Origin of the sequence: Stenotrophomonas sp. OVS01A (genome assembly GCF_019969775.1) — a bacterium.
Classification (GTDB): Bacteria; Pseudomonadota; Gammaproteobacteria; order Xanthomonadales; family Xanthomonadaceae; genus Stenotrophomonas; species Stenotrophomonas indicatrix.
Map to the genome: position 1 here is coordinate 1,308,268 of NZ_JAHXYV010000001.1, position 24,698 is coordinate 1,332,965.

Annotated in this window: 18 protein-coding genes; 6 read left to right on the forward strand and 12 right to left on the reverse strand. The window is 66.2% G+C overall.

Features of this window, described 5'->3' with window-relative positions:
* The first annotated feature begins 32 nt into the window (after positions 1-32).
* Both LC407_RS06275 and LC407_RS06280 read left to right on the forward strand, forming a co-directional pair.
* Positions 33-1,178 carry a two-component system response regulator gene (locus tag LC407_RS06275; protein WP_025878945.1) on the forward strand — a complete coding sequence of 382 codons (1,146 nt, stop codon included), beginning with the start codon at positions 33-35 and terminating at the stop codon, positions 1,176-1,178.
* Positions 1,175-3,346 (forward strand): response regulator, encoded by a 2,172-nt coding sequence (locus LC407_RS06280; RefSeq protein WP_032975476.1) that lies wholly within the window; start codon positions 1,175-1,177, stop codon positions 3,344-3,346. The genes LC407_RS06275 and LC407_RS06280 overlap by 4 nt, the downstream gene beginning before the upstream one ends.
* Before the next feature lie 105 nt (positions 3,347-3,451).
* Here the strand turns inward: LC407_RS06280 and LC407_RS06285 are convergent, their stop codons facing one another.
* The 5 genes from LC407_RS06285 to betI form a co-directional block, all read right to left on the reverse strand.
* Entirely contained in the window at positions 3,452-4,324 is an 873-nt protein-coding gene (locus tag LC407_RS06285) for a crotonase/enoyl-CoA hydratase family protein (protein ID WP_025878947.1), read from the reverse strand.
* A gap of 161 nt (positions 4,325-4,485) precedes the next feature.
* The gene (locus LC407_RS06290) at positions 4,486-6,162 is read right to left on the reverse strand and encodes a long-chain fatty acid--CoA ligase (protein WP_025878948.1); all 1,677 of its coding nucleotides are present in this window, start codon (positions 6,160-6,162) and stop codon (positions 4,486-4,488) included.
* A 437-nt stretch (positions 6,163-6,599) separates the two neighbouring features.
* A complete protein-coding gene (gene betA / locus LC407_RS06295) occupies positions 6,600-8,282 on the reverse strand; it encodes a choline dehydrogenase (protein ID WP_025878949.1) in 1,683 nt (560 codons plus the stop codon).
* A gap of 101 nt (positions 8,283-8,383) precedes the next feature.
* Positions 8,384-9,856 (reverse strand): betaine-aldehyde dehydrogenase, encoded by a 1,473-nt coding sequence (betB, locus tag LC407_RS06300; protein WP_223482432.1) that lies wholly within the window; start codon positions 9,854-9,856, stop codon positions 8,384-8,386.
* Positions 9,857-9,897: 41 nt separating this feature from the next.
* Positions 9,898-10,488, reverse strand: a complete 591-nt coding sequence (betI, locus tag LC407_RS06305; RefSeq protein ID WP_099818365.1) for a transcriptional regulator BetI — start codon at positions 10,486-10,488, stop codon at positions 9,898-9,900.
* 170 nt (positions 10,489-10,658) lie between these two features.
* Here betI and LC407_RS06310 point away from each other — a divergent pair, with 170 nt between their 5' ends.
* Positions 10,659-12,209 carry a BCCT family transporter gene (locus tag LC407_RS06310; protein WP_025878952.1) on the forward strand — a complete coding sequence of 517 codons (1,551 nt, stop codon included), beginning with the start codon at positions 10,659-10,661 and terminating at the stop codon, positions 12,207-12,209.
* A 265-nt stretch (positions 12,210-12,474) separates the two neighbouring features.
* Here LC407_RS06310 and acnA read toward each other — a convergent pair whose 3' ends face one another.
* Complete coding sequence (gene acnA / locus LC407_RS06315; RefSeq protein WP_223482433.1) at positions 12,475-15,228, reverse strand: aconitate hydratase AcnA; 2,754 nt, start codon at positions 15,226-15,228, stop codon at positions 12,475-12,477.
* Between the two features lie 257 nt (positions 15,229-15,485).
* Positions 15,486-15,857: an outer membrane protein assembly factor BamE gene (gene bamE / locus LC407_RS06320; RefSeq protein ID WP_025878954.1), complete on the reverse strand. Its 372-nt coding sequence runs from the start codon at positions 15,855-15,857 to the stop codon at positions 15,486-15,488.
* 190 nt (positions 15,858-16,047) lie between these two features.
* Between bamE and LC407_RS06325 the strand changes: the two genes are divergently transcribed.
* From LC407_RS06325 to acnB, 3 genes are read left to right on the forward strand one after another with little or no spacing between them, the layout of a single operon-like run.
* Positions 16,048-16,272 carry an AbrB/MazE/SpoVT family DNA-binding domain-containing protein gene (locus LC407_RS06325; protein ID WP_025878955.1) on the forward strand — a complete coding sequence of 75 codons (225 nt, stop codon included), beginning with the start codon at positions 16,048-16,050 and terminating at the stop codon, positions 16,270-16,272.
* Positions 16,273-16,278: 6 nt separating this feature from the next.
* The gene (locus LC407_RS06330; RefSeq protein ID WP_049466025.1) at positions 16,279-16,680 is read left to right on the forward strand and encodes a type II toxin-antitoxin system VapC family toxin; all 402 of its coding nucleotides are present in this window, start codon (positions 16,279-16,281) and stop codon (positions 16,678-16,680) included.
* Positions 16,681-16,721: 41 nt separating this feature from the next.
* Positions 16,722-19,313 (forward strand): bifunctional aconitate hydratase 2/2-methylisocitrate dehydratase, encoded by a 2,592-nt coding sequence (gene acnB, locus LC407_RS06335; RefSeq protein ID WP_105163998.1) that lies wholly within the window; start codon positions 16,722-16,724, stop codon positions 19,311-19,313.
* Between the two features lie 178 nt (positions 19,314-19,491).
* Here the strand turns inward: acnB and LC407_RS06340 are convergent, their stop codons facing one another.
* From LC407_RS06340 to LC407_RS06360, 5 genes are all read right to left on the reverse strand, one after another.
* Positions 19,492-20,442: a hypothetical protein gene (locus tag LC407_RS06340; protein ID WP_049466029.1), complete on the reverse strand. Its 951-nt coding sequence runs from the start codon at positions 20,440-20,442 to the stop codon at positions 19,492-19,494.
* A 44-nt stretch (positions 20,443-20,486) separates the two neighbouring features.
* A complete protein-coding gene (locus LC407_RS06345; protein WP_223482434.1) occupies positions 20,487-22,076 on the reverse strand; it encodes a hypothetical protein in 1,590 nt (529 codons plus the stop codon).
* An 87-nt stretch (positions 22,077-22,163) separates the two neighbouring features.
* Positions 22,164-23,237 (reverse strand): chemotaxis response regulator protein-glutamate methylesterase, encoded by a 1,074-nt coding sequence (locus LC407_RS06350; RefSeq protein ID WP_099783897.1) that lies wholly within the window; start codon positions 23,235-23,237, stop codon positions 22,164-22,166.
* Positions 23,234-23,830, reverse strand: a complete 597-nt coding sequence (gene cheD / locus LC407_RS06355) for a chemoreceptor glutamine deamidase CheD (RefSeq protein ID WP_025878962.1) — start codon at positions 23,828-23,830, stop codon at positions 23,234-23,236. Before cheD ends, LC407_RS06350 begins: the two co-directional genes overlap by 4 nt.
* Positions 23,827-24,696 (reverse strand): CheR family methyltransferase, encoded by an 870-nt coding sequence (locus tag LC407_RS06360; protein ID WP_025878963.1) that lies wholly within the window; start codon positions 24,694-24,696, stop codon positions 23,827-23,829. The genes cheD and LC407_RS06360 overlap by 4 nt, the downstream gene beginning before the upstream one ends.
* Between the last annotated feature and the right edge of the window lie 2 nt (positions 24,697-24,698).

The following is a 24,698-nucleotide window of genomic DNA, read 5'->3' on the forward strand; positions in this document are numbered from 1 at the left end:
GAATCGGGGAGCTTGTGACGGGAGTCGAGCCGATGCAGGGTGCCAGCGTGCACAGCGGCGGGGTATCCTCGCCCGCTGACCTTTCAGCATGGTCGAGAAAGCAGGCAGAGAACGCCTTGAACATCGTCATCGTCGATGACCAGACTTCCGCACGGACGATGCTCCGTCACGTCATCGAGGACATCGCGCCGGAACTGAGCGTGCATGACTTCGGCGATCCGTTGACGGCGTTGGCATGGTGCGAATCGTACCCGGTCGACCTGCTGCTTCTCGATTACCGCATGCCGGAGATGGACGGGCTTGAATTCGCCCGCCGCTTCCGCCGGCTGCCCAAACATCGCGATATTCCGGTGATCCTGATCACCGTGGTGGGTGATGAGCCGATCCGCCAGGCAGCACTGGAAGCCGGCGTGATTGATTTCCTGGTCAAGCCGATCCGCCCGCGCGAACTGCGCGCACGCTGCTACAACCTGTTGCAGCTGCGCCAGCAGACCGAGAACGTGAAGCAGCGTGCGCTGTCGCTGGAGCAGCGGCTGCTGGCCAGCATGCACGAGGTGGAGGAGCGCGAGCGCGAGACGCTTTCGCGGCTGGCGCGTGCGATCGAGTTCCGTGATGCCGGCACCAGTGCCTACCTTGAGCGCATGGCGCGCGTGGCTGGCCTGATCGCCGAGCAGCTGGGCCTGCCGGAAGACGACGTCAAGCTGATCGAGATGGCCGCGCCGCTGCACGACATGGGCAAGATCGCCATTCCCGATGCGGTGCTGCTCAAGCAGGGCAAGCTCAATGATGAGGAGCTGGCGATCATGCGACGGCATCCACGCATTGGCCATGAACTGCTCAGCGGCAGCCAGAACCGCTTCATCCAGGTCGGTGCATTGATCGCGCTGCGTCACCATGAGCGCTACGACGGCAGTGGTTATCCCGATGGCCTGGTCGGCGATGCGATTCCGCTGGAGGCACGCATCGTCGCCGTGGCCGACGTGTTCGATGCGCTGATCTCGCCGCGCCCCTACAAGGAGGCGTGGACGATGGAAGCCACCATGGCCTACCTGTATGCCCAGCGCGGGCGCCTGTTCGATCCGCGTTGCGTGGACGCGTTGCTGCGCGGCCGCGAGCAGCTGGAACAGATCTGCGCCGAGCACTCCACCGCCTCTGCACGGCCGGGACTGGGCGCGTGAAACGCCTGCTGTCGCGATTGCGGTTGCGCCTGTCCCAGCGGCAGGACAGCGAGCACGGGCAGCAGATCGTCCGCATCGTCCTGATCAGCCTGATCCTGGCTTACGTGCTGCTGCCTTCGGCGCGGCACGATCTGCCGCACACCCAGTATGTCGGTGTGCTGGCGATCGTGTTGACGGGGCTGAGTCTGTCGCTGCTGTTGTTCGGCTGGCTGCTGTGGCGGCCGCAGCGTTCCGATCCGCGCCGCGTACTGGGCATGCTGGCCGACTACGGCCTGATCGCCGCCGGCATGATCCAGATGGGCGAGCCGCTGTCGTGGGTCTACATCGTGGTGATGTGGGTGACGGTGGGCAACGGCATGCGCTTCGGCAACCACTACCTGTATGTGGCCGTGGCGATGGCGATGGTCAGCTTCGGCAGTACCGCGCTGTCGACCCCCTATTGGCAACAGAACGCACGCCTGGCCATCGGCCTGTGGCTTGGCCTGGCGGCGGTTCCCCTGTATTTTTCCACGCTGCTGCGGCAGTTGACCGAAGCGATGGCCGAGGCGCGGCGCGCCAGCGAAGCCAAGAGTCGATTCCTGGCCAACATGAGCCACGAGTTTCGTACCCCACTCAATGGATTGAATGGCATGACAGAAGTGTTGGCGACCACGCGCCTGGATGACGAGCAGCGTGAGTGCGTGAGTACCATCCAGGCGTCATCGCGCAGCCTGCTGGCGCTGGTCGAGGAAGTGCTGGACATCTCGGCGATCGAGGCCGGCAAGCTGCGCGTGGTCGCCGAGGATTTCGTTCTTTCCGAAGTGATGCAGGCGATCGGCCTGATCCTGTTGCCGCAGGCCAAGGCCAAGCGCCTGGACTACCGGGTGAAGGTGGCCGAGACCGTGCCGCCGACCCTGCGCGGCGACGTCGGGCATCTGCGGCAGATCCTGCTCAACCTGGCCGGCAACGCGGTCAAGTTCACCGATCACGGCCGGGTCGAGATCCGCGTCAGCGTTGTCCACGCCGACACCCAGGGTGGGGTGCGGCTGCGCTTCGACATTCTCGACACCGGTATCGGCGTTGCACCGGCGATGCGTCCGCGTCTGTTCGAGGCCTTCGAGCAGGCTGACGTCAGCATGGCCCGCCGCCATGAGGGTACCGGCCTGGGCACGACCATCGCCAAGGGGCTGGTCGAAGCGATGGACGGCGAGATCGGTTACCTGGACAACCCGCCGCAGGGCAGCCACTTCTGGGTGGAGCTGCCGTTCGCGCCGCCGCAGCCGGTGGTCCCGGGTGCGGTACCGACCCTTGCTGCTGGCGACGAAACCGGTGCCGGCGGCAACGTCATCGCCTTCGCCGATCCGTTCCTGCGCCATCGCGCGCGCGTGCGCAGCATGCAGATCCTGGTCGCCGACGACCACGAGGCCAACCGCATGGTGCTGCAGCGGCTGCTGCAGAAGGCGGGGCACAAGGTGCTGTGCGTCGATGGTGGCGAGGCGGTGCTCGACGCACTGGCTGAAAGCGAGTTCGATGCGGCCATCGTCGATCTGCACATGCCGGGCATGAGTGGCCTGGACATGCTGAAGGAGCTGCGGGTGATGCAGGCCGGCGGCGGCCCGCGCACGCCGGTGCTGGTGCTCAGCGCCGACGTCACTCCCGAAGCCATCCAGCGCTGTACCCAGGCCGGTGCACATGCGTTCCTGGCCAAGCCCGTGGTGGCCGTGCGACTGCTGGACACCCTGGCCGAGATTGCCAACAACGCTCAGCTCAAGGCCAGTGCGCCGCCGATCGTGCGCACCGTCACCAACCTCGATGGCGTGCTCGATACCGGCGTGCTTGATGAGCTGGCCTCGCTGGGAATGGGCGAGGGTTTCGAGCGCGAGTTCATCCGCCAGTGCCTGGACGATGCCGAGTCGTGCCTGCGCAAGGCCGAAGGTGATGGTGAAGCGGCACGCTGGGGTGCTTTCCGCGAACAGTCGCATGCGATCAAGGGCGTGGCCAGCAACTTGGGCCTGGTGCGCGCGTCCAACCGCGCCGGTGAGTTGATGCGGATGGCCGACTGGCAGCTCAAGGCCGAATGGCGGCAGCGTCTTGCGGTGCTGCAGGGGGCCATCAAGGAAGGCCGGCAGGCGCTGGATGCGCGCGCCGAACGCAAGGCACGCGGCGTGGCCGACGACGGCGAGCGGTAGAGCCAGGCCTGCCGGGCCTGCGCGGCGGGTTGTCGATGACTGTGCACCCCATAAAAAAAGCCCGGTGGCCAGCCGGGCTTGAACCCTGCGGGGGAGGGGAACGTATCAGGCCACATCCAGATTGGCGCGTCGGGTCTGCGCTTTGATCAAACGGTCCATGGTGCGCAGCGAACGATCGCCCAGGGCCAGTGCCGAATCGACCCAGACCTTGGTGATTTCCAGCAGTTCGTCATAGCTGACGGCCTGTGCCAGGTTGCGCGCGGCGTTCATTGCCAGGTACGACTGCGGCAGGCGCTGCTGCTGGCGGATCATCTCTTCGACCGCGCCGCGGCCTTCACCTTTCCTGACCAGCACGTCGACCACGCCCATCGCGTGCATCTCCTCGGCGCTGTAGATACGGCCATCGAGGATGATCTTCTCGGCCAGCTGCGGCGCCACCCGGCGGCACAGGAACGAGTAGGCGCCCATGCCCGGGAACAGGCCGAACAGCACTTCGGGCAGGCCCATGCCGCACCCTTCCTCGGCCACGATGGTGTGGCAGGCCAGGGCCATTTCCAGGCCACCGCCCAGCGCATCGCCCTGGATCAGGGCGATCGAGCGGACGTCGCCGCCGAAGCCGGTGTGCAGGTGGTGAACGCCCTCCACGCAGCGTTGGGCGTAGGTCAGCAGCAGGTCGCGGTTGCCTTCGCGGATCAGGCGGGTGAACAGGTCCAGGTCGCCGCCCAGGTTGTAGGCGGCGGCGTCGGAGGCCAGCACGAAATGGCGCAGCTGGCCGCTGTGGCGCTGCGCCGGCCCGCGGGTGATGGCGCTCATGTAGCTCCACATCTCGTCCAGCATGTCCTTGCGGCAGCAGGGACGCACGCCGGTGGAGGCATCGGCGTGCATGAACAGCCAGTGTGCGGCGCCGTCGGCGCTGTCCTGGGTGCGGATGGTGGCATAGGGCGAGCCGCTGCTGGGCAGCTTTTCGATGGTACTCATGGAAGGGTCCTCGGCGGTGCGGCCCGCAGATCAAGGTGGTGGCCGGCGGGCCGAACGGTCCACTCACGCGGCGATGCTACACCGGCCCCGGGCCCGCGCATGCGAAAAGGCCCGGGTCGTTGCCGACCCGGGCCTGAGCGCGTTCAACTTTCCCGAAACCCTTACGGGGCGGGCGTATCGCGGAGTTCGCGACGCAGGATCTTGCCGACGTTGGTCTTCGGCAGCTCTTTTCGGAATTCAACGATTCTGGGGTGCTTGTAGCCGGTCAGGTTGGCCCGGGCGTGCTCCTTGACCATCTCGGCGGTCAGGTTCGGGTCCTTCTTGACGATGACCACCTTGACCACCTCGCCGGACTTCTCGTCCGGTACGCCGACCGCGGCCACTTCCAGCACGCCCGGCATCATCGCGATGACGTCTTCGACTTCATTGGGGTACACGTTGAAGCCGGACACCAGGATCATGTCCTTCTTGCGGTCGACGATGTAGAAGAAGCCGTGCTCGTCCATCTTCGCCATGTCGCCGGTGTGCAGCCAGTCGTCGGCGTCGATGGCCTTGGCGGTTTCCTCCGGGCGCTGCCAGTAGCCCTTCATCACCTGCGGGCCGCGGATGCACAGCTCGCCCACTTCACCCAGCGCCAGGATGTTGCCGTTGTCGTCCTTGATGCAGGCATCGGTGGAGGGGATCGGCAGGCCGATCGAGCCGTTGTATTCGGCCAGGGTAAGCGGGTTGATGCAGGCCGCCGGCGAGGTCTCGGTCAGGCCGTAGGCCTCGACCAGGGTGACGCCGGTGGTCTTCTTCCAGCGCTCTGCGACCGCACGCTGCACGGCCATGCCGCCGCCCAGGGTCACCTTCAGCGAGGAGAAATCGACGGTGTCGAAGCCGGGGGTGTTGAGCAGGCCGTTGAACAGCGTGTTGACGCCGGTGATCGCAGTGAAGCGCACCGACTTGAGCTCCTTGACGAAGCCCTTCATGTCACGTGGATTGGTGATCAGGTGGTTGCAGCCACCGAACTTCATGAAGACCAGGCCGTTCGCCGTCAACGCGAAGATGTGGTACAGCGGCAGGGCGGTGATGATCCATTCCTTGCCCATCTCGATGCCCGACGCGCTGATCCAGGCCGAGGCCTGCTGCATGTTGGCGATCAGGTTGCGGTTGGTCAGCATCGCGCCCTTGGCGACACCGGTGGTGCCGCCGGTGTACTGCAGGAACGCCACGTCGTCATGGTCGATCTCGACCTTCGGCAGGGTGTGGCGGCTGCCCAGCTTGAGCGCCTGCTTGAAGCGGATCGCGCCCTTCAGGTGGTAGTTGGGCACCATCTTCTTGATGTACTTGAGCACGAAGTTGACGATCGTGCCCTTGGCGCCGAGCAGGTCGCCCAGGCCGGTGGTGATGACCTGCTTGACCTGGGTATCGGCGATGACCTGTTCGACGGTGTCGCCGAAGTTGTCCACCACCACCAGCGCGGTCACGCCGGCGTCGACCAGCTGATGCTTCAGCTCGCGCGCGGTGTACAGCGGGTTGACGTTGACCACGGTCAGGCCGGCACGCAGCACGCCGAAGGTGGCGATCGGGTATTGCAGGCAGTTGGGCATCATCAGGGCGACGCGGTCGCCCTTCTTGAGCTTCAGCTCGCCCAGCAGGTAAGCGGCGAACTGTTCGACCAGGGCGTCGGTCTCACCGTAGGTGAGGGTCTTGCCGAAACTGGAGTAGGCCGGTCGGTCGCGGTACTTCGCGACGGAGGCGTCGAAGACCGAAACTACCGAATGGAACTCGTTGACGTCGATTTCGGCGGGAACGCCTTTCGGATAGCTCTGCAGCCAGGGACGATCCAGACTCATATTCCCCCTCCAGGAATCGTAATGATGGGTGCGGCGCGGACAGTATCCGCCAGAACCGCTCTCCGCAGCATACCGTCCCGTAGGGAAAACGCGAAGAGGGTGGACACTGCGCGGCCGTATGCGCCAAAAGCCGCCGGGCATGGCCCGGCGCTACCGAAGGCAAAGCTCGCCTCGTAGTGCCGGGCCATGCCCGTCGACCGAAGGCAAAGCCCGCTTGGTAGCGCCGGGCCATGCCCGGCGACCGAAGGCAAAGCTCGCCTCGTAGTTCCGGGCCATGCCGTCGACCGAAGGCAAAGCCCGCTTGGTAGCGCCGGGCCATGCCCGGCGACCGAAGGCAAAGCCCGCCTCGTAGTGCCGGGCCATGCCCGTCGACCGAAGGCAAAGCCCGCTTGGTAGCGCCGGGCCATGCCCGGCGGATGATTCCGATGGCCGGAGACTCAGCTCTTGTTGCGCACCGGCGCGCCGTTGGCCTTGTAGTACGAAGCCGTGCTGCGCGGCAGCGGCGCGCGGCCACGGATCACATCGGCCAGCTTCTCGGCGATCATGATGGTCGGTGCGTTGAGGTTGCCGGTGACCACCTGCGGCATGATCGAGGCATCGACGATGCGCAGGGCTTCCAGACCGTGCACGCGGCCCTGGCCGTCAACCACCGCCATCGGATCATCGGCGTGGCCCATCTTGTTCGAGCACGACGGGTGGTAGGCGGTCTCGGCATGCTCGCGCACGAACGCATCGATCTGCGCGTCGGTCTGCAGCGCGCTGCCCGGCGAAATCTCGCGGCCGCTGTACGGTGCCAGCGCCGGCTGCGCGAAGATCTCGCGGGTGATCCGGATTGCCGAGCGGAACTCGCGCCAGTCCTGGTCGTGCGACATGTAGTTGAACAGGATGCTGGGATCTTCGCGCGGATCCTTCGAGCGCACGTGGATGCGGCCGCGGCTGGGCGAGCGCATCGAGCCGACATGCATCTGGAAGCTGTGCGCCTTGATCGGGTTGGAGCCGTTGTAGTTGATCGCCACCGGCAGGAAGTGATACTGCAGGTTGGGCCAGTCGAATTCGGCATCGCTGCGGATGAAGCCGCCGGCTTCGAACTGGTTGCTGGCGCCGATGCCCGTGCCCAGGAACAGCCATTCGGCGCCGATCGCCGGCTGGTTGTACAGCTTCAGTGCCGGGGCCAGCGAGACCGGCTTCTTGCACTCGTACTGCAGGTACATCTCAAGATGGTCCTGCAGGTTGGCGCCGACGCCGGGCAGGTGGTGCACCAGGTCGATGTCCAGGCTGCGCAGCAGGTCGGCCGGGCCGACGCCGGAGCGCTGCAGGATCTGCGGCGAGGCGATGGCACCACCACACAGCAGCACTTCGCGGCGTGCGGTGGCGCGCTGCGGCTGGTCGTTGTGCAGCCACTGCACGCCCACTGCGCGCTTGCCCGAGAACAGGATGCGGTCGGTCAGCGCGTGGGTGACGATGGTCAGGTTCGGGCGCGGCTTGGCCAGATCCAGGTAGCCACGGGCGGTGCTGGAACGACGGCCCTTCGGCGTGACCGTGCGGTCCATCGGACCGAAGCCTTCCTGCTGGTAGCCGTTGAGGTCGTCGGTGCGCGGGTAACCGGCCTGCACGCCGGCCTCGACCATCGCCGCGAACAGTTCGTTGTTGCCGGCCTTGGGCGTGGTGACGCGCAGCGGGCCGTCGCCGCCGTGGTAGTCGTTCGGGCCGATGTCACGGGTTTCGGCCTTGCGGAAGTACGGCAGGCAGTCCAGGTAGGTCCAGTCTTCCAGGCCCGGCATGCCGGCCCAGTTGTCGTAGTCCATCGCGTTGCCGCGGATGTAGCACATGCCGTTGATCAGCGACGAACCGCCCAGGCCCTTGCCACGACCGCAATCCATCCGGCGGTTGTTCATGAAGGGCTCGGGATCGGTCTTGTACGCCCAGTTGTAGCGGCGGCCCTGCAGCGGGAAGGCCAGTGCGGCGGGCATCTGGGTACGGAAATCGAGCCGGTAGTCCGGGCCACCGGCTTCCAGCAGAAGCACGCTGACATCGGCATCTTCGGTGAGGCGGGTGGCCAGCACGTTGCCGGCCGAACCGGCGCCGATGATGATGTAGTCGTACTCGTTATGGGTGCTCATGGTTGCTCTCCTGCAGGCCGGGCGCGCTGCATGCAGGCGTCCCGGCGGAATGTCGGATCGGCGCGGTGGCCGGACGATGGGCGGTGCTCAGGACGCGCCGGTCAGAACACGCTGGCGTAGTCGCCCAGTTCGACCTGCACCGACTTGATGCGGGTGTAGTGGCCGAGGGTGGAGATGCCGTTCTCGCGGCCAACGCCGGACTGCTTGTAGCCGCCGACCGGCATTTCCGCCGGCGACTCGCCCCAGGTGTTGATCCAGCAGATGCCGGCTTCCAGGCGATGGATGATGCGATGTGCGCGGCTGATGTCCTTGCTGACCACACCTGCGGCCAGACCGAAGGTGGTGTCGTTGGCGCGACGGATCACTTCGTCCTCATCGTCGTAGGCGAGGATGCTCATCACCGGCCCGAAGATCTCTTCGCGGACAATCGTCATGTCGTCGCGGCAGTCGGAGAACACCGTCGGCAGCACGTAGGCGCCGTCGGCCAGGGCACCGTCGGTGGCACGAGCGCCGCCGGTCAGCAGGCGCGCGCCTTCGCTCTTGCCGCTTTCGATGAAGCGCAGCACGTTTTCCATGTGCGGGAAGCTGGTCAGCGGGCCGAAGTTGGTCTCTTCAGCCATCGGGTCGCCGATGCGGATGCGCTTGACGCGCTCCACCACGGCAGCTTCGAACGCGGCCAGCATGCTGCGCGGCACGAACACGCGGGTACCGTTGGTGCAGACCTGGCCGGAGCTGAAGAAGTTGGCCATCACCGCGATGTCGGCGGCACGGTCCAGATCGGCGTCGTCACAGATCACCAGCGGCGACTTGCCGCCCAGTTCCATCGTCACTTCCTTCAGTGACGAGGACGCGGCGCTGGCCATGACCTTCTTGCCGGTGGCCACGCCGCCGGTGAAGGAGATCTTCTCGATCACCGGGTGCTCGGTCAGCCAGTTGCCGATCTCGCGGCCCGGGCCCTGCACGACGTTGAACACGCCGTCTGGCACGCCGGCTTCGGTGTAGATTTCGGCCAGCTTGATCGCGGTCAGCGGGGTCACTTCGGACGGCTTGAACACCATTGCATTGCCGGCGGCCAGGGCCGGGGCCGACTTCCACATGGCGATCTGGATCGGGTAGTTCCAGGCGCCGATGCCGGCGACCACGCCCAGCGGCTCGCGGCGGGTATAGAAGAAGCTCGATTCGCGCAGCGGCAGCTGGATGCCTTCGATGGCGGTGGCCAGGCCGGCGTAGTACTCCAGCACGTCGGCACCGGTGACGATGTCCACCGTGGTGGTTTCGGCCAGCGCCTTGCCGGTATCCAGGGTTTCCAGGTGGGCCAGCTCATCGTTGCGCTCGCGCAGGATCTCGACGGCACGGCGCAGGATGCGCGAGCGCTCCATGGCGGTCATCGCTGCCCACACCTTCTGGCCTTCGCTGGCGCTTTCAACGGCGCGTTCGACATCGGCCTGGCTGGCGATCTGCACTTCAGCCAGCACCTGGCCATTGGCAGGGTTGACGGTCTGGAAGGTCTTGCCACTGGTGGCGTCGACGCGGCGGCCGTGGATGTAGAGCTGTTGCACGGGCAGGGTGGTCATCGGCTTGCTCCTGGAAGGGGTGGGGCGGGGTCGTGGCGCGCTCAGGGCGCGTTGGCCTGCAATTGGAAATCGATGTAGCCGTAGGCGATGCGGCGGGCCTTGTCGGCGTTGAAGTCACCACCGACCAGGCTGCCGCGCAGCCACAGGCCGTCGATCATCGCGGCCAGTCCGCGTGCGGACAGGCGTGCCTGCGCATGCGGCAACTGGCGGTTGAACTGGTGGCAGAGGTTGGAGAACAGTCGCTGGTCGTTGGCGCGCTGCAGCCGGGTCAGTTCCGGCTGGTGCATGCTCGCGGCCCAGAACGTCAGCCATACACGCATGGCGGTCCCGTTGGTCTGGCTGTCGTCGAAGTTGCCATCGACGATGGCGCGAAGCTGTGAACGTGCGTCGTCTGCCGCGGCGTCGCGATAGCGGGCGACGGCTGCCTTCAGCTCGCGCAGGATCTGCCGCATCGCCGCATTGAGCAGGCCGTCCTTGTCGCCGAAGTAGTGGGCGACGATGCCGCTGGACAGGCCGGCCTTCTTTGCGATGGTGGCGACGGTGGCATCGGCCATGCCGATCTCGTCAATGGTCTGGAAAGTGGCCCGGATCAACTGCTCGCGACGGACCGGTTCCACGCCTTTCTTCGGCATTGTCTCTCCACGGATTGCGACCCGGACTGCCGGGCTGGTGAAGATCATACTTTTTATTGATTGAACGTTCAATCAATAAACCCTACGATGCCGGTCGCGCCCCCACGCCATGGGCCCGGTTTCCGGTCCGGCCCCGCCCATGTGCCCCCTTGGACTGATGAGACGACCCCATGTCTTCCCTGGCTCATCCCAAGCGCTCGCCCCTGCGCTTGAACCGTTTCGTGTTCTTCAGTTCGTCGGTCTCCATCGGCATCCTCGGTGCGTTGACCGTCTTTTTCCCGGAGGCCAGCGAGCACTGGCTGCAATGGGCACAGGCCGAGGTCTCGGCGGCGTTCGGCTGGTGGTACATGCTGTTGATCGTGGCCTGCCTGGGTTTCGTGCTGTGGCTGGCGTTCTCGCCATATGGGCGCATCCGCCTGGGCCATAACGAGGAATCGCCGGCCTTCGGCTACGTGGCCTGGGTGTCGATGCTGTTCTCGGCCGGCATCGGCATCGCGCTGCTGTACTACGGCGCCTACGAGCCGCTCGATCATTTCCTCAACCCGCCCGGGCAGCCCGGCGGCACCGTCGCCGCTGGCCGCGAAGCGATGGTGCTGACCTTCCTGCACTGGGGCCTGCATGGCTGGGCGCTGTACGCGCTGGTCGGCGTAGCGCTGGGCTACTTCGCCTACCGCCGCAACCTGCCGCTGGCCCTGCGTTCGGCGCTGTACCCGATCTTCGGCGAGCGCATCCATGGCCGCATCGGCGACATGGTCGATGGTTTCGGCATCCTCGCGACGCTGATCTCGATGGTCACCAACCTCGGCATCGGTGCACTGGTGGTGCAGTCCGGCCTGGTCTACCTGTTCCACATCCCGGATACGCCGCAGGTGCTGGTGGCCATCGTGCTGGTGATGATGGTCGTAGCCACCATCGGCGTGGTCGCCGGCGTGGAGAAGGGCATCGCCTGGTTGTCCAACCTCAACGTGCGCCTGCTGTGCCTGCTGCTGCTGTTCGTGCTGGTGACCGGGCCAACCCTGCACCTGTTCGATGGCCTGGTACAGAACACCGGCGATTACCTGGGCGCGTTCGTGCGCAAGAGCTTCGACATGTACCTCAACGACCCGAAGGGGCGTGAGTGGATGGGCTCGTGGACGTTGTTCTACTGGGCGTGGTGGATTGCCTGGGCGCCGTTCGTGGGCCTGTTCGTGGCGCGCATCTCGCGCGGCCGCACCATCCGCGAAGTGATCATGGGCGTGCTGTTGATCCCGCTGGGCTTCACCCTGGCGTGGCTGTCGATCTTCGGCAACACCGCCATCGACCTGGTGCTGAACCACGGCCAGGCAGTGCTGGGCCAAGTGGCTCAGCACGATGCGGCGATGACCCTGTTCAAGCTGCTGGAATACTTGCCCGCGGCGCCGTACATCGCTGGTGCGGCAGTGGTCATTGGTTTCGTGTTGTTCCTGACCCCGGTCGATTCGGGCACGCTGATGATCGCCAACCTGTGTACCCGGCGTGTCGATGATGGCGTGGAGGATGGGCATGACGCGCCGATCTGGCTGCGCGTGTTCTGGGCGGCGGGCATCACCGTGGCCAGTGTCGGCCTGTTGCTGGCCGGCAACTTCAGCGCGATGCAGACGGCGGTGGTGCTGTGCGGCCTGCCGTTCTCGTTCATCCTGGCGTTCTACATGTGGGGCCTGCTGAAGGCGCTGCGTACCGACCCGGACGCGCCGCGACGGTAGGTGGCGCCGGGCCGCCACGCCCGGCGAGCAGCAAAGAAAAGGGCCGGATCTGTGAGGATCCGGCCCTTTTCGTTTGTTTCCGGGATCCGCCGGGCATGGCCCGGCGCTACCCGTTACCTGGCAGCCAGCTGGCGCAGCACGTACTGCAGCAGGCCGCCGTGGTGGGCGAGGAGGCGCGCTTGCGAACCACGGGTTCGCGCGCCTCCGCAGCGCCCCCGCGCTGGCGCGGGGGCCGGGCTTCCGCCCATTGGGTCCATGGAAGGGTTCAGCGACCTGCCAGCTGGCGCAGCACGTACTGCAGCAGGCCACCGTGGCGGAAGTACTCCACTTCCTTCGGGGTCAGCAGCATCACCGAGACTTCGAAGGTCTTCTTCGTGCCATCGGCCTTGGTCGCGGTGACCGTGGCGCGCTTGCTGGCGCCGTCCTGCAGGCCGGTGACATCGATCACTTCCGATCCATCCAGGCCCAGCGACTGTGCGTTTTCGCCGTTGCGGAACTGCAGCGGCAGCACGCCCATGCCGACCAGGTTGGAGCGGTGGATGCGTTCGAAGCTTTCGGCGATGACCGCCTTCACCCCCAGCAGCAGGGTGCCCTTGGCGGCCCAGTCACGCGACGAGCCGGTGCCGTATTCCTTGCCGGCCAGTACCACCAGCGGCACCTTGTCGGCCTTGTACTTCATCGCCGCATCGTAGATTGCCAGCTTTTCCGGCTGGCCGCCGTTGGCCGGGTAGTACAGGGTGTTGCCGCCTTCTTCGCCACCGAACATCAGGTTCTTGATGCGGATGTTGGCGAAGGTGCCGCGGACCATCACGTCATCGTTGCCGCGGCGGCTGCCGTAGCTGTTGAAGTCGGCCGGCTGCACGCCGCGCTCCTGCAGGAAGCGACCTGCGGGCGAATCCTTCTTGATGTTGCCGGCCGGGGAGATGTGGTCGGTGGTGATCGAATCGCCGAACAGGCCCATCACCCGCGCGCCGTGCACATCATCGATGCTGCCGACCTGCATGGTCATGCCATCGAAGTAGGGCGGGTTCTTGATGTAGGTGGACGCGTCGCTCCATTCGTACAGGTCACCGTCCGGCGAGGCGATGGTGTTCCAGCGGGTATCGCCCTTGAACACGTCGGCGTAGTTCTGCTTGAACATCTCCGGGCCGACGGTGGCGGCGATGACGTCGCCGATCTCCTTGTTGCTCGGCCAGATGTCGCGCAGGTACACCGGCTGACCATCGCTGCCGATACCCAGCGGTTCGGTGGTCAGGTCGATGTCGGTGGTGCCGGCGATGGCGTAGGCCACCACCAGCGGCGGGCTGGCCAGGTAGTTCATCTTCACTTCGGGGTGCACGCGGCCCTCGAAGTTGCGGTTGCCCGACAGCACCGAGGTCACCACCAGGTCGCCACTGGCGATGCCGGCACTGACTTCGGTCGGCAGCGGGCCGGAGTTGCCGATGCAGGTGGTGCAGCCATAGCCCACCACGTAGAAGCCGATCTTCTCCAGCTCGGTGAGAACGCCGGCCTTTTCAAGATAGTCGGTGACCACACGCGAGCCTGGGCCGAGCGAGGTCTTGACCCACGGCTTGCGGTCCAGCCCCTTGGCGGCCGCGTTGCGGGCCAGCAGGCCGGCGCCGATCATCACCGCCGGGTTGGAGGTGTTGGTGCACGAGGTGATGGCGGCGATGACCACCGCACCATCCTTCAGCCGCACCTTCCGGCCGTCCATCTCGATGTCAGCGTAGCCCTTGGCCAGCTGCTCGTTGCCCACTGCGGCGCCGCCGCCTTCATTGACGAAGGTGGAGACATCCTCGCTGCGCTTGTCGCGGTTGGCGGTCATGCCGACCAGCGCGTCGCGGTAGTTCTTCTGCACGTCTTCCAGCAGCACGCGGTCCTGCGGGCGCTTGGGGCCGGCCAGCGAGGGCTTCACCGTGCCCATGTCCAGTTCCAGCGTGGTGCTGTACTGCGCATGCGGGCTGTTGGCGTCGTGCCACAGGCCCTGCGCCTTGGCGTAGGCTTCGACCAGGGCGATCTGCTCTTCGCTGCGGCCGGACAGGCGCAGGTAGGTCAGCGATTCGTTGTCGATCGGGAAGATGCCGCAGGTGGCGCCGTATTCGGGGGCCATGTTGCCGATGGTCGCGCGGTCGGCCAGTGGCAGATGCTGCAGGCCATCACCGTAGAACTCCACGAACTTGCCGACCACGCCGAGCTTGCGCAGCATCTGGGTGACGGTCAGCACCAGGTCGGTGGCGGTGGCGCCTTCGGGCAGCTTGCCGGTCAGCTTGAAGCCGACCACCTGCGGAATCAGCATCGACGAAGGCTGGCCGAGCATGGCGGCCTCGGCTTCGATGCCGCCCACGCCCCAGCCGAGCACGCCGATGCCGTTGATCATCGTGGTGTGGCTGTCGGTACCGAACACGGTATCCGGATACGCAACGGCCTTGCCGTCCTTGTCCGCGGTCATCACCACGCGGGCCAGGTTTTCCAGGTTCACCTGGTGGACGATGCCGGTGTTGGGCGGCACCACCTTGAAGTTGTCGAAGGCCTTCTGGCCCCAGCGCAGGAAGCCGTAGCGTTCCTGGTTGCGCTGGAATTCAATCTTGCCGTTGAGGTCCAGTGCGTCGGGCTTGCCGAACACATCCACCTGCACCGAGTGGTCGATGACCAGTTCGGAGGGAATCAGCGGATTGATCTGTTCGGGGCGGCCGCCGAGCTTGACCACCGCATCGCGCATCGCGGCCAGGTCGACCACGCAGGGCACGCCGGTGAAGTCCTGCAGGACCACGCGAGCGGGCATGAAGGCGATTTCGGTATCCGGTTCGGCGCTGGGCTGCCAGCGGGCGACGGCCTCGATGTGATCCTTGCCGACGGTGACGCCGCCATCCTCGTGCCGGAGCAGGTTCTCCAGCAGGATCTTCATCGAGTAGGGCAGGTGGGAGATGTCGAAGCGCTGGCCCAGCTTGGGCAGGCTGAAGTAGTCGTAGGTCTTGCCGCCGACGTCCAGCTGGCTGCGGGTGGAGAACGAATCGCTCATGCGGGATGACTCCTCTTGCGGATGGCTTGCAGTGGCCCGCATGGGCGGGCCTGCTTGCGTTTGCCGGTGGCACTCCGGCCCCGGATCCTGCCCAGTATCGGCGATCCAGTGCCCGGCAATGACCCGGCAGGCTTGGAACGCAAGGTTACAGCGGTGTGTGTAGCCTTCGTGTCAGCGTGTGCATCGTTTTTGCGCCGGCCCGCACGCAGACGGGGCGCTCATGGGCGCCCCGTCCAGGAATGCATCGGCTGCAGGACTTACTTGCCGTTGGCGGCATCGATCAGTGGATTGCCGGTCTTGCCGACAGCGTTGCTCTTGGACTTGGCCGTCAGCACGCCCTGCTTGTTGAACTCCAGTACGGTCGCTTCCTGGATGTTCTTGCCGAAGCTCTTGATCTTCACGAAGTCGTAGTACCAGACCTGGGTGTCGCCCAGCTGTTCGCGGCGGCCGGGGGCGCCGAATTTCTCACGGATGTTGTCCTGGGTGGTCTTGCCCACTTCCAGGGTGTCCATCTGCTGCTGGGTGATCTCGATGCCGGTGGTGTAGGCGCCGAACGGGTTGGCATGGGCGGAGGTCGTCGAAACGGCCAGCGGGGCTGCGAGGATCAGGGCAAGGGCGAGCGCGCGCATGAAACTTCCTTATTTATGGAGCGGATAGGTGCGGTTGGAACGCCGGGGCGTCCAGCCGGGGCGCAGCAGGGCTGCTGGGCGAGTCTAACCCCCGGCTGCGACTGACGCGGGATCAGGGTCACATATCGGGAGGTTTGTTCCGGATGCGACGGGTATGTATAATTCATGCATACTTTTTGAGGCGTACCCCATGGAAGCCACCGTTGCTGAACGCGGACAGATCACCCTGCCCAAGGCAGTGCGCGATGCGCTGGGCCTGACCAAGGGCACCTTGCTGAAGGTGGAGCTGGAAGGCAGCCGGATCATCCTGCGCAAGAGCGTGGACGATGCGATCTCCCGCGCCCGCGGAAAGTTCTCGCTGGACGGCTTCGAATCGGCCGACGCGGCCGTGCGCGACCTGCGCGACGAGGAGTAAGCGGTGATGATCGCCGTCGATTCACCGGTACTGGTCGAACTGCTCAGCAACGGCCCGCAGGCCGATGCGGTGGAAGCCTGCCTGCGGCAGAGCCTGGTCGGTGGCCGCGTGGTGGTCTGCGGCGCGACCCTGGCCGAGATCTGCGCCGCCCTGCGCGGCGGTGCCGAGGTGCTGGAAGCGCTGGAAGAAATGGGCGTGCACTTCAACGCGCTGGAAGCCAAATCGGCACTGCGCGCGGGTGAGATGCATCGCCGCCATCGCCAGCGCGGCGGCAGCCAGCGCCGTGGCCTGGACGAATTCATGATCGGCGCGCACGCCCTGCTGCAGTGCGATGGCCTGATTACCTGGAACGACACGTTTTATCGCGACTACTTCAAGGGCCTGAAGCTGATCGTGCCGCAAGCCTGAGCCCACTTTTTATTCACCTCACGCATTACCCGGGAGTTGTCATGTTGGAAGCCTACCGCCACCACGTCGCCGAGCGCGCTGCGCTTGGCATCCCGCCCCTGCCGCTGACCGCGCAGCAGACGGCCGATGTCATCGAACTGCTGAAGAACCCGCCGCAGGGCGAAGCCGAGTTCCTGCTCGACCTGCTGACCCACCGCGTGCCGGCCGGCGTCGATGACGCTGCCAAGGTCAAGGCCTCGTACCTGGCCGCGATCGCACTGGGCAGCGAGCAGAACCCGCTGATCAGCCGCGAGCGCGCCACCGAACTGCTGGGCACCATGCTGGGCGGTTACAACGTCGCGCCGCTGGTGCAGCTGCTGGACGATGCCAGCGTTGGCGCCATCGCTGCCGACGCGCTGAAGAAGACCCTGCTGGTGTTCGATGCCTTCCACGACGTGCAGGAAAAGGCCAAGGCGGGCAACGCCAACGCCCAGGCCGTGATGCAGAGCTGGGCCGATGCCGAGTGGTTCACCAGCAACCCGGAAGTGCCGCAGAGCCTGACCGTCACCGTGTTCAAGGTGCCGGGCGAAACCAACACCGACGACCTGTCGCCGGCACCGGACGCGACCACCCGCCCGGACATTCCGATGCACGCCCTGGCGATGCTGAAGAACAAGCGTGACGACGCCGCGTTCACCCCGGAAGAAGACGGCAAGCGCGGCCCGATCCAGCAGATCCTGTCGCTGAAGGACAAGGGCCATCTGGTCGCCTATGTCGGCGACGTGGTCGGCACCGGTTCCTCGCGCAAGTCGGCCACCAACAGCGTGCTGTGGTGGACCGGCGATGACATTCCGTACATCCCGAACAAGCGCGCCGGTGGCGTCTGCCTGGGTTCGAAGATCGCCCCGATCTTCTACAACACCATGGAAGACGCCGGCGCGCTGCCGATCGAGCTGGACGTGTCGAAGATGGAGCACGGCGATGTGGTCGAGCTGCGTCCGTACGATGGCAAGGCGCTGAAGAACGGCGAAGTGATCGCCGAGTTCCAGGTCAAGTCCGAAGTGCTGTTCGACGAAGTGCGCGCCGGTGGCCGCATTCCGCTGATCATCGGCCGTGGCCTGACCGGCAAGGCGCGTGAAGCGCTGGGCCTGGCCCCGACCGACCTGTTCCGCCTGCCGGTGCAGCCGGCCGACACCGGCAAGGGCTTCTCGCTGGCGCAGAAGATGGTTGGCCGTGCCTGTGGCCTGCCGGAAGGCCAGGGCATGCGCCCGGGCACCTACTGCGAACCGAAGATGACCTCGGTGGGCTCGCAGGACACCACCGGCCCGATGACCCGCGACGAGCTGAAGGACCTGGCCTGCCTGGGCTTCTCGGCCGACCTGGTGATGCAGTCGTTCTGCCACACCGCGGCCTACCCGAAGCCGGTGGACGTCAAGACCCACCACACCCTGCCGGAATTCATCTCCACCCGCGGCGGCGTCTCGCTGCGTCCGGGCGATGGCGTGATCCACAGCTGGCTCAACCGCATGCTGCTGCCGGACACCGTCGGCACCGGTGGCGACTCGCACACCCGTTTCCCGGTGGGCATTTCGTTCCCGGCCGGCTCGGGCCTGGTCGCCTTCGCCGCTGCCACCGGCGTGATGCCGCTGGACATGCCGGAGTCGGTGCTGGTGCGCTTCAAGGGCAAGATGCAGCCGGGCGTGACCCTGCGTGACCTGGTCAACGCGATCCCGCTGTACGCGATCAAGTCGGGCCTGCTGACCGTGGCCAAGGCTGGCAAGAAGAACATCTTCTCCGGACGCATCCTGGAAATCGAAGGCCTGCCGGAACTGAAGGTCGAACAGGCTTTCGAACTGTCCGATGCCTCGGCCGAGCGTTCGGCGGCCGGCTGCTCGGTGCGCCTGAACAAGGAACCGATCATCGAGTACCTGACCAGCAACATCACGCTGCTGAAGTGGATGATCGCCGAGGGTTACCAGGATCCGCGCTCGCTGCAGCGCCGTATCGAGAAGATGGAAGCGTGGCTGGCCAACCCGGAGCTGCTGGAGCCGGATGCCGACGCCGAGTACGCCGCCGTCATCGAGATCGACCTGGCCGACATCCACGAGCCGATCGTGGCCTGCCCGAACGACCCGGACGACGTGAAGACCCTGTCCGAAGTCGCTGGCGCCAAGATCGACGAAGTGTTCATCGGTTCGTGCATGACCAACATCGGTCACTTCCGTGCGGCTGCGAAGCTGCTGGAAGGCAAGCGTGACCTGCCGACCCGCCTGTGGGTGGCCCCGCCGACCAAGATGGATGCGTCCGAGCTGACCAAGGAAGGCGTGTACGGCACCTTCGGCGCGACCGGCGCACGCATGGAAATGCCGGGCTGCTCGCTGTGCATGGGCAACCAGGCGCAGATCCGCGAAGGCTCCACCGCGATGTCGACCTCGACCCGCAACTTCCCGAACCGCCTGGGCCGCAACACCAACGTGTACCTGGGTTCGGCGGAACTGGCGGCAATCTGCTCGCGCCTGGGCCGCATTCCGACCAAGGAAGAGTACATGGCCGATATCGGTGTGATCGCCGCCAGCGGCAGCGAGATCTACCGTTACATGAACTTCGACCAGATCGAGGAATACCAGGACGTGGCCAACACGGTCGCTGCCTGAGGGTAGTGCCGGCCGCTGGCCGGCAGCCCGTTGAAACGAAGAACCCCCGGTGAGAGCCGGGGGTTTTTTGTGGTGCCGATGATGCCTGGTAGTGCCGGCCGCTGGCCGGCAGCCGTGCGAGGTCAAGAGCGCTGCCGGCCAGCGGCCGGCACTAGTCGCGATTCAGGTCCGTCCGGGGTCAGGCCTGGGCGGCGGCGGCCGCTTCCTCGGTCACCGCTGGCGTGTCCATCGGCAGCTCCGGTTCCGCGGCCGTTTCCGGCAACGCACCGTGGTCGGGGAACAGGCGCGGCAGCTCGGCGACGAAGCGGACGATGCAGGCTTCGGCGAACTCACGCGATGCAGCTTTCGCCTTGGCGTAGTCGTCGGCCTGCCATTCCTGCAGCGGAGCAACCCGCGCTTCGTCCTGGCAGTGCACGCCCTGGCCGCCACTGGCGCTGCGGAACAGCTTGCGCACCAGCGGGAAGCCGATGGTTACATCGTGGCGCAGCTCATACGGGGTCTCTGCGTCGCTGAGCTTCTGGTACACCAGAGACCACTGGCCGGCGCTGGCTTCCACGGTGCGCTCGTCACTGGGAATGGCGCCGGGATGGGCCGTGAAATAGAGCGCCAGCTGCTCGCGGATCATGCCGGGCAACGCGCCGAAGGCCGGGCTGGGAACGGACTGGATGTCCTCGCCGCGCACGTTGTTCTTGCTGAAGCTGTTGCTGGTGCCGATGTCACCCACGCCGGTGACGAACGCCAAGGCAGACAGACCGACCTTGGCTGCGGTGACGGCGGCGGTGTCACCGCGCATCACCAGGCGCAGCACATGGTCGCCCACGCGATTGCCGTTGGGCCCGACGCCCAAGCCGGAAGTGACCTTTACTCGTTGCAGGCTGCTGAGATCCAGTGCGGGGGCCACAGCCACTGTGACGTCCCCGACGGCTGGTCCGGCGACGGCCGCAGCTGCCGGTGCGGCCTCGGCGATATCGGTTACGGGCGTGGCGTCCGTTGCCGGATCGGGTGATGCCCCGGACGTGACCGCAGAGGCGGCGACAGGCGTGGGTGCTTCGTCGACGGCGTAGGCCGACGGAGCCAGCAGCAGGCTGGCCGCGATCGCGGCGGTGAGGCAGGCTGGGCGTAATGCCACGGTGGTACTCCTTGGGGAAACGTGATGGGTGCGCGCGCTGCAACTCACTGCGCCGCGAATTCCTTGATCGGGAAAGCCTTGCAGCGCGTGACCGCGGCGGCGATGTCGACCGGAGCATCGGCGGCGGCATTGCGGCGCTGGTTCACCGTGGACGTCTCCTCCCACAGACTGGGCAACACCTGCGGCGCATCCAGCACGCGTTCGCGCACGGCATCGTGCAGGACGCTGCTGTAATCCGCGGCCGGTACCACCACGCACAGGCGCGTGCCGGGCTTGCTACTGGCCTGCTGCAGCATCTGCTGCAGTGCCTCGCTGCTGCCCGTATCGTCACTCAGCTGCTTCGGCGCGCTGCTCTGGTTGGCATCCTGGATCTGCAGCTCGCCGGGGCTGAACAGCAGCACCTGCATGTCCTGGCGTGGCTCGATGCGGACCGGCGCGCGGGTGCCCTCACAGATCGTGGGGGTCGCCCGTGACTGCTGCGGTGTCATGCTGCCGTCGGCATGCACCTGGCGGATATGCAGCCGACAGATCTTGTCGGCCACTTCAAATTCCACTTCGTAATCCTGGCCGGGCCCGGCCACGAACTGGCCCGACAGCTTGCCGTCGCAGTACACGCGACTGCTTGCGTCGAAGCGTGCCTCGAAGATCAGCGGCTTGCCACCGGGTACTTCGTATTCCTGGTAGCTGAGCGTGGAAAACCGCTCGTTCTCTTTGCTGCGCAGGGTTTCCGTGACGGGGATGCCGAGCACGCCTTTGTCGCCGGCGTTGTTGTACTTGACGTCGATCCTGTCGCGGTAATCCTCGCGGCAGGCGGCATCGGTGTACAGGGTGGTGGTGCGCCCCAGGGCTGCGTAGACGCGCACCCGTGCCGGGGGAGCGGCGCCGTCAGCGTAGGCGCTGACATCTTCAGCGGCCAACGGGCGCGGATACATCGCGGGGATCCTCTTGACCAGCTTCTCGATGCATTTCATCGTGATCATCTGCGCGGCCCCCTTGAGCCGCGCGTAATCATCGGCCTGCCATGCTTCCAGGGTTGCGCGGTTGTCGCTGTCATTGCAGCTGATGATTTCCGCCAGCGTACCGTCGGCACGCCGCTGCTCGATGGTGCTGGAGTGGTTGAGGCGGTAGAGGGGATCCTTGCGCGTGTTGCCCTGGTGCACCAGTGCCCACGTGTCTGCACTGAAGCGCAGGGTACTGGCCTGCGCGGGCAGCGCGTCGGGTGCATAGCGGAAGTAGCCGCCCACCAGCGCCTTGGCCACGTTTGGCATCAGCGTGATGGCGGGACTGGCTTGTCCTTCGATGATGCTGCCGGGCAGGTTGTTGCGCTGGAAGTAGTCCGGCTCGTTGCCGCTGAAGAGAAGCGCGAGCCCCTTAGGCGTGAGCGCCTCGCTGTCATCGGGAGTGACGATGCGCAGCGCCACGTCGGGTGCGTGCATACGCTTCAGCGCGCCGGCCGGACCGCTCTGGATCTGTACGCGATCAGTCCAGGGGGCAGGGTGGTCGGTGGTGGTAGCGGTGGCAGCGACGGGTGTTGTGTGCGGCGGTGCTGATTGTGCGGCAGACGTGGCCGCCAGCGGGGCCAGTAGCGCGGCAGTCAGCAGCGAGGTTCGGGTGGGGAAGCGGCGCTGGGCCATGGTGAAGCTCCTTGAAGAACGAAACAGCTGGCCCCTCCGGGGCCGGCGTTTGAAAGACGGGATGAAGCACTGCGGCGCTGTGGTCGGTCAGCCGCGGGCCAACGCGAGCAGCCGCTCGGCAATGCGCTCCAGCGGCACCTGTTCTTCGGCGGCGCCGAGCTTGAAGGCTGCACCGGGCATGCCCCAGACCACGCTGGTCGCCTCGTCCTGCACCAGTGTGGGCGCGCCGGCCTGGCGCATTTCCAGCAGGCCGCGTGCGCCGTCGTCGCCCATGCCGGTGAGGATCGCGCCGATGGCGTTGCCGCCCGCGCTCTGTGCCACCGAGCGGAACAGCACGTCCACCGCCGGCTTGTGCCGGTTCACCGCAGGACCATCGTCGACACGGCAGCGCCAGCGCGCACCGTCGCGGATGATCCGCAGGTGCTTGCCGCCCGGAGGCAGGTAGGCGTGGCCGGGCAGCACCGCTTCACCGTCGCTGGCTTCGCGCACGGCCATTGCCGAGTGACGGTCCAGTCGTTCGGCGAAGGCGGTGCTGAAGCTGGCGGGCAGGTGCTGGGTCATCACCACGGCCGGACCGTCGGCGGGCATGCCTTCCAGCACCACGCGCAATGCTTCGGTACCGCCAGCCGACGAGCCGATGGCGATCAGGCGGTCGGTGGTGCGGAACTGCGTTGCTGCCGGGCGCGCGGCAGGTGCTGCGTCCAGCGTGAGTTTCGGCGTGGCCACGCGTACCAGCGGGCGCACCCGGGAACGCGCAGCCATCTTTACCTTGGCGATGATTTCATCGGCATAGCCCTGCAGGCCGCGGGCCACGTCGAGCTTGGGCTTGGACACGAAGTCCACCGCGCCCAGGCCCAGTGCCTGCAGGGTGGTATCGGCGCCGCGTTCGGTCAGCGAAGAGATCATCACCACCGGCAGCGGGTGCAGGCGCATCAGGTTTTCCAGGAACGCCAGGCCATCCATGCGTGGCATTTCCACGTCCAGGGTGATCACGTCCGGGGCCAGGCGCTTGATCTTCTCGCGGGCCAGCAGCGGGTCGGCGGCGGTGCCGACCACGTCGATGGCCGGATCGCTGGACAGGATCTCGGTGAGCATCTGCCGCACGACGGCGGAGTCGTCGACGATCAGGACCCGGCAGGGGGCGTTGCCGGTCAGGGTCATTCGAACAGCTCCACGCCACCGGTGACCGGGGCCTTGGACAGGCGTGCGCGTACGGCCGATTCGGTCGCGGCGACTTCGGCTTCGTGGGCGTGTGGCAGGCGCTGCACAACCACGCGGCCGGTATCGGCGAAGAACCAGATCTTGCGCGGATGGATGCCGCACAGGTCCTCGGCGAGGATCGGGATGTGTTCGGCCTGCAGGTACTGGCGCACGAACTCGGCGTTGCGGGTGCCTACCGGATTGCTGGTGAAGCCCTTCAGCACGTTGGCGCCGCCGAACACCTTCGCCTCGATGCGCTTGCGGTGGGCGCCGCGCTTGAGCATGTCGTTGATCAGCAGTTCCATCGCATAGCTGCCATAGCGTGCGGGCGCGCCGTCGCCGGCGTTGCCTTCGGGCAGCAGGAAGTGGTTCATGCCGCCGATCTTCAGTACCGGGTCGCGCAGGCAAGCCGCCACGCAGGAGCCCAGCGTAGTGGTCAGCGCGGTGGTGTCATCCACCACCAGGTACTGGGTTGGCAGCAGCTTGGCGGCGATGGTCTTGAAGCGTGCGTCCTGGTAGCGCATCACATCGTCGGTACGCAGTGATGCGTTCATGCGCTGGCCTTTGCCGCACGACGGTACAGGGTACGGCCGCAGGGTTGGATCAGATCGGCAGCGTGCAGGTAGTTCTCCGAATGGCCGGTATAGAGCAGGCCGTCGTCGGCCAGGTGGTTGACCAGGCGGCCAAGAATCGCGCGCTGGGTCGGCTTGTCGAAGTAGATCATCACGTTGCGGCAGAACAGCGCATCGAACGGGCCGCCGACGTCGTAACGCGGTGCCAGCAGGTTCAACGGGCGGAATTCGATCAGTTCGCGCAGCGCCGGCAGCACGCGGCACTGGCCTTCGTTGGGACCACTGCCACGCTGGAAATAGCGGCGACGCAGGTCCGGATCGAGGCCGGCGACACGGTCGATGTTGTAGACGCCGCGCCCGGCGGTGGCCAGCACCTGGGTGTCGACGTCGGTGGCGACGATGCGTACCGGCGGCTTCAGGGTGCCGAACGCTTCGCAGGCGGTGATCGCCATCGAGTAGGGCTCTTCGCCGGTGGAGGCGGCGCACGACCACAACAGCAGCGGACCGCGCCCGTTGCGCTGCTGCAGCTCTTCGCGCAGCTTGTCGAAATGGTGCGGCTCGCGGAAGAACGCAGTGAGGTTGGTGGTCAGCGCATTGGTGAATGCCTGCCACTCGTCGCCATCACCCTGTTCCAGGTGGTCCAGGTACTGCTGGAAGCTGCGCATGCCCAGCGTGCGCAGCCGGCGCGACAGGCGTCCGTACACCATGTCGCGCTTGGCCGGGGCGAGGGCGATGCCCACGCGCTGGTAGATCAGGTCGCAGACGCGGCGGAAATCACGGTCGGCGAATTCGAATTCGCGCGTACCGCTGACGATGGGGGTAGGGCTCTGCACGGGTGACGTGTCCATCG

Coding starts and splice junctions, on each gene's coding strand:
- acnA (WP_223482433.1), bottom strand. CDS start 15,228: ATGAGCGATTCGTTCTCCACCCGCAGCCAGCTGGACGTCGGCGGCAAG.
- betB (WP_223482432.1), bottom strand. CDS start 9,856: ATGACCACCCTGCCCGTGCAACAGCTCTACATCCACGGCCGCCGCGTC.
- LC407_RS06285 (WP_025878947.1), bottom strand. CDS start 4,324: ATGAGTACCATCGAAAAGCTGCCCAGCAGCGGCTCGCCCTATGCCACC.
- bamE (WP_025878954.1), bottom strand. CDS start 15,857: ATGCGCGCGCTCGCCCTTGCCCTGATCCTCGCAGCCCCGCTGGCCGTT.
- betA (WP_025878949.1), bottom strand. CDS start 8,282: ATGAGCACCCATAACGAGTACGACTACATCATCATCGGCGCCGGTTCG.
- LC407_RS06275 (WP_025878945.1), top strand. CDS start 33: ATGCAGGGTGCCAGCGTGCACAGCGGCGGGGTATCCTCGCCCGCTGAC.
- LC407_RS06345 (WP_223482434.1), bottom strand. CDS start 22,076: ATGGCCCAGCGCCGCTTCCCCACCCGAACCTCGCTGCTGACTGCCGCG.
- betI (WP_099818365.1), bottom strand. CDS start 10,488: ATGCCGAAGAAAGGCGTGGAACCGGTCCGTCGCGAGCAGTTGATCCGG.
- LC407_RS06360 (WP_025878963.1), bottom strand. CDS start 24,696: ATGGACACGTCACCCGTGCAGAGCCCTACCCCCATCGTCAGCGGTACG.
- LC407_RS06330 (WP_049466025.1), top strand. CDS start 16,279: ATGATCGCCGTCGATTCACCGGTACTGGTCGAACTGCTCAGCAACGGC.
- LC407_RS06310 (WP_025878952.1), top strand. CDS start 10,659: ATGTCTTCCCTGGCTCATCCCAAGCGCTCGCCCCTGCGCTTGAACCGT.
- cheD (WP_025878962.1), bottom strand. CDS start 23,830: ATGAACGCATCACTGCGTACCGACGATGTGATGCGCTACCAGGACGCA.
- LC407_RS06325 (WP_025878955.1), top strand. CDS start 16,048: ATGGAAGCCACCGTTGCTGAACGCGGACAGATCACCCTGCCCAAGGCA.
- acnB (WP_105163998.1), top strand. CDS start 16,722: ATGTTGGAAGCCTACCGCCACCACGTCGCCGAGCGCGCTGCGCTTGGC.
- LC407_RS06290 (WP_025878948.1), bottom strand. CDS start 6,162: ATGAGTCTGGATCGTCCCTGGCTGCAGAGCTATCCGAAAGGCGTTCCC.
- LC407_RS06350 (WP_099783897.1), bottom strand. CDS start 23,237: ATGACCCTGACCGGCAACGCCCCCTGCCGGGTCCTGATCGTCGACGAC.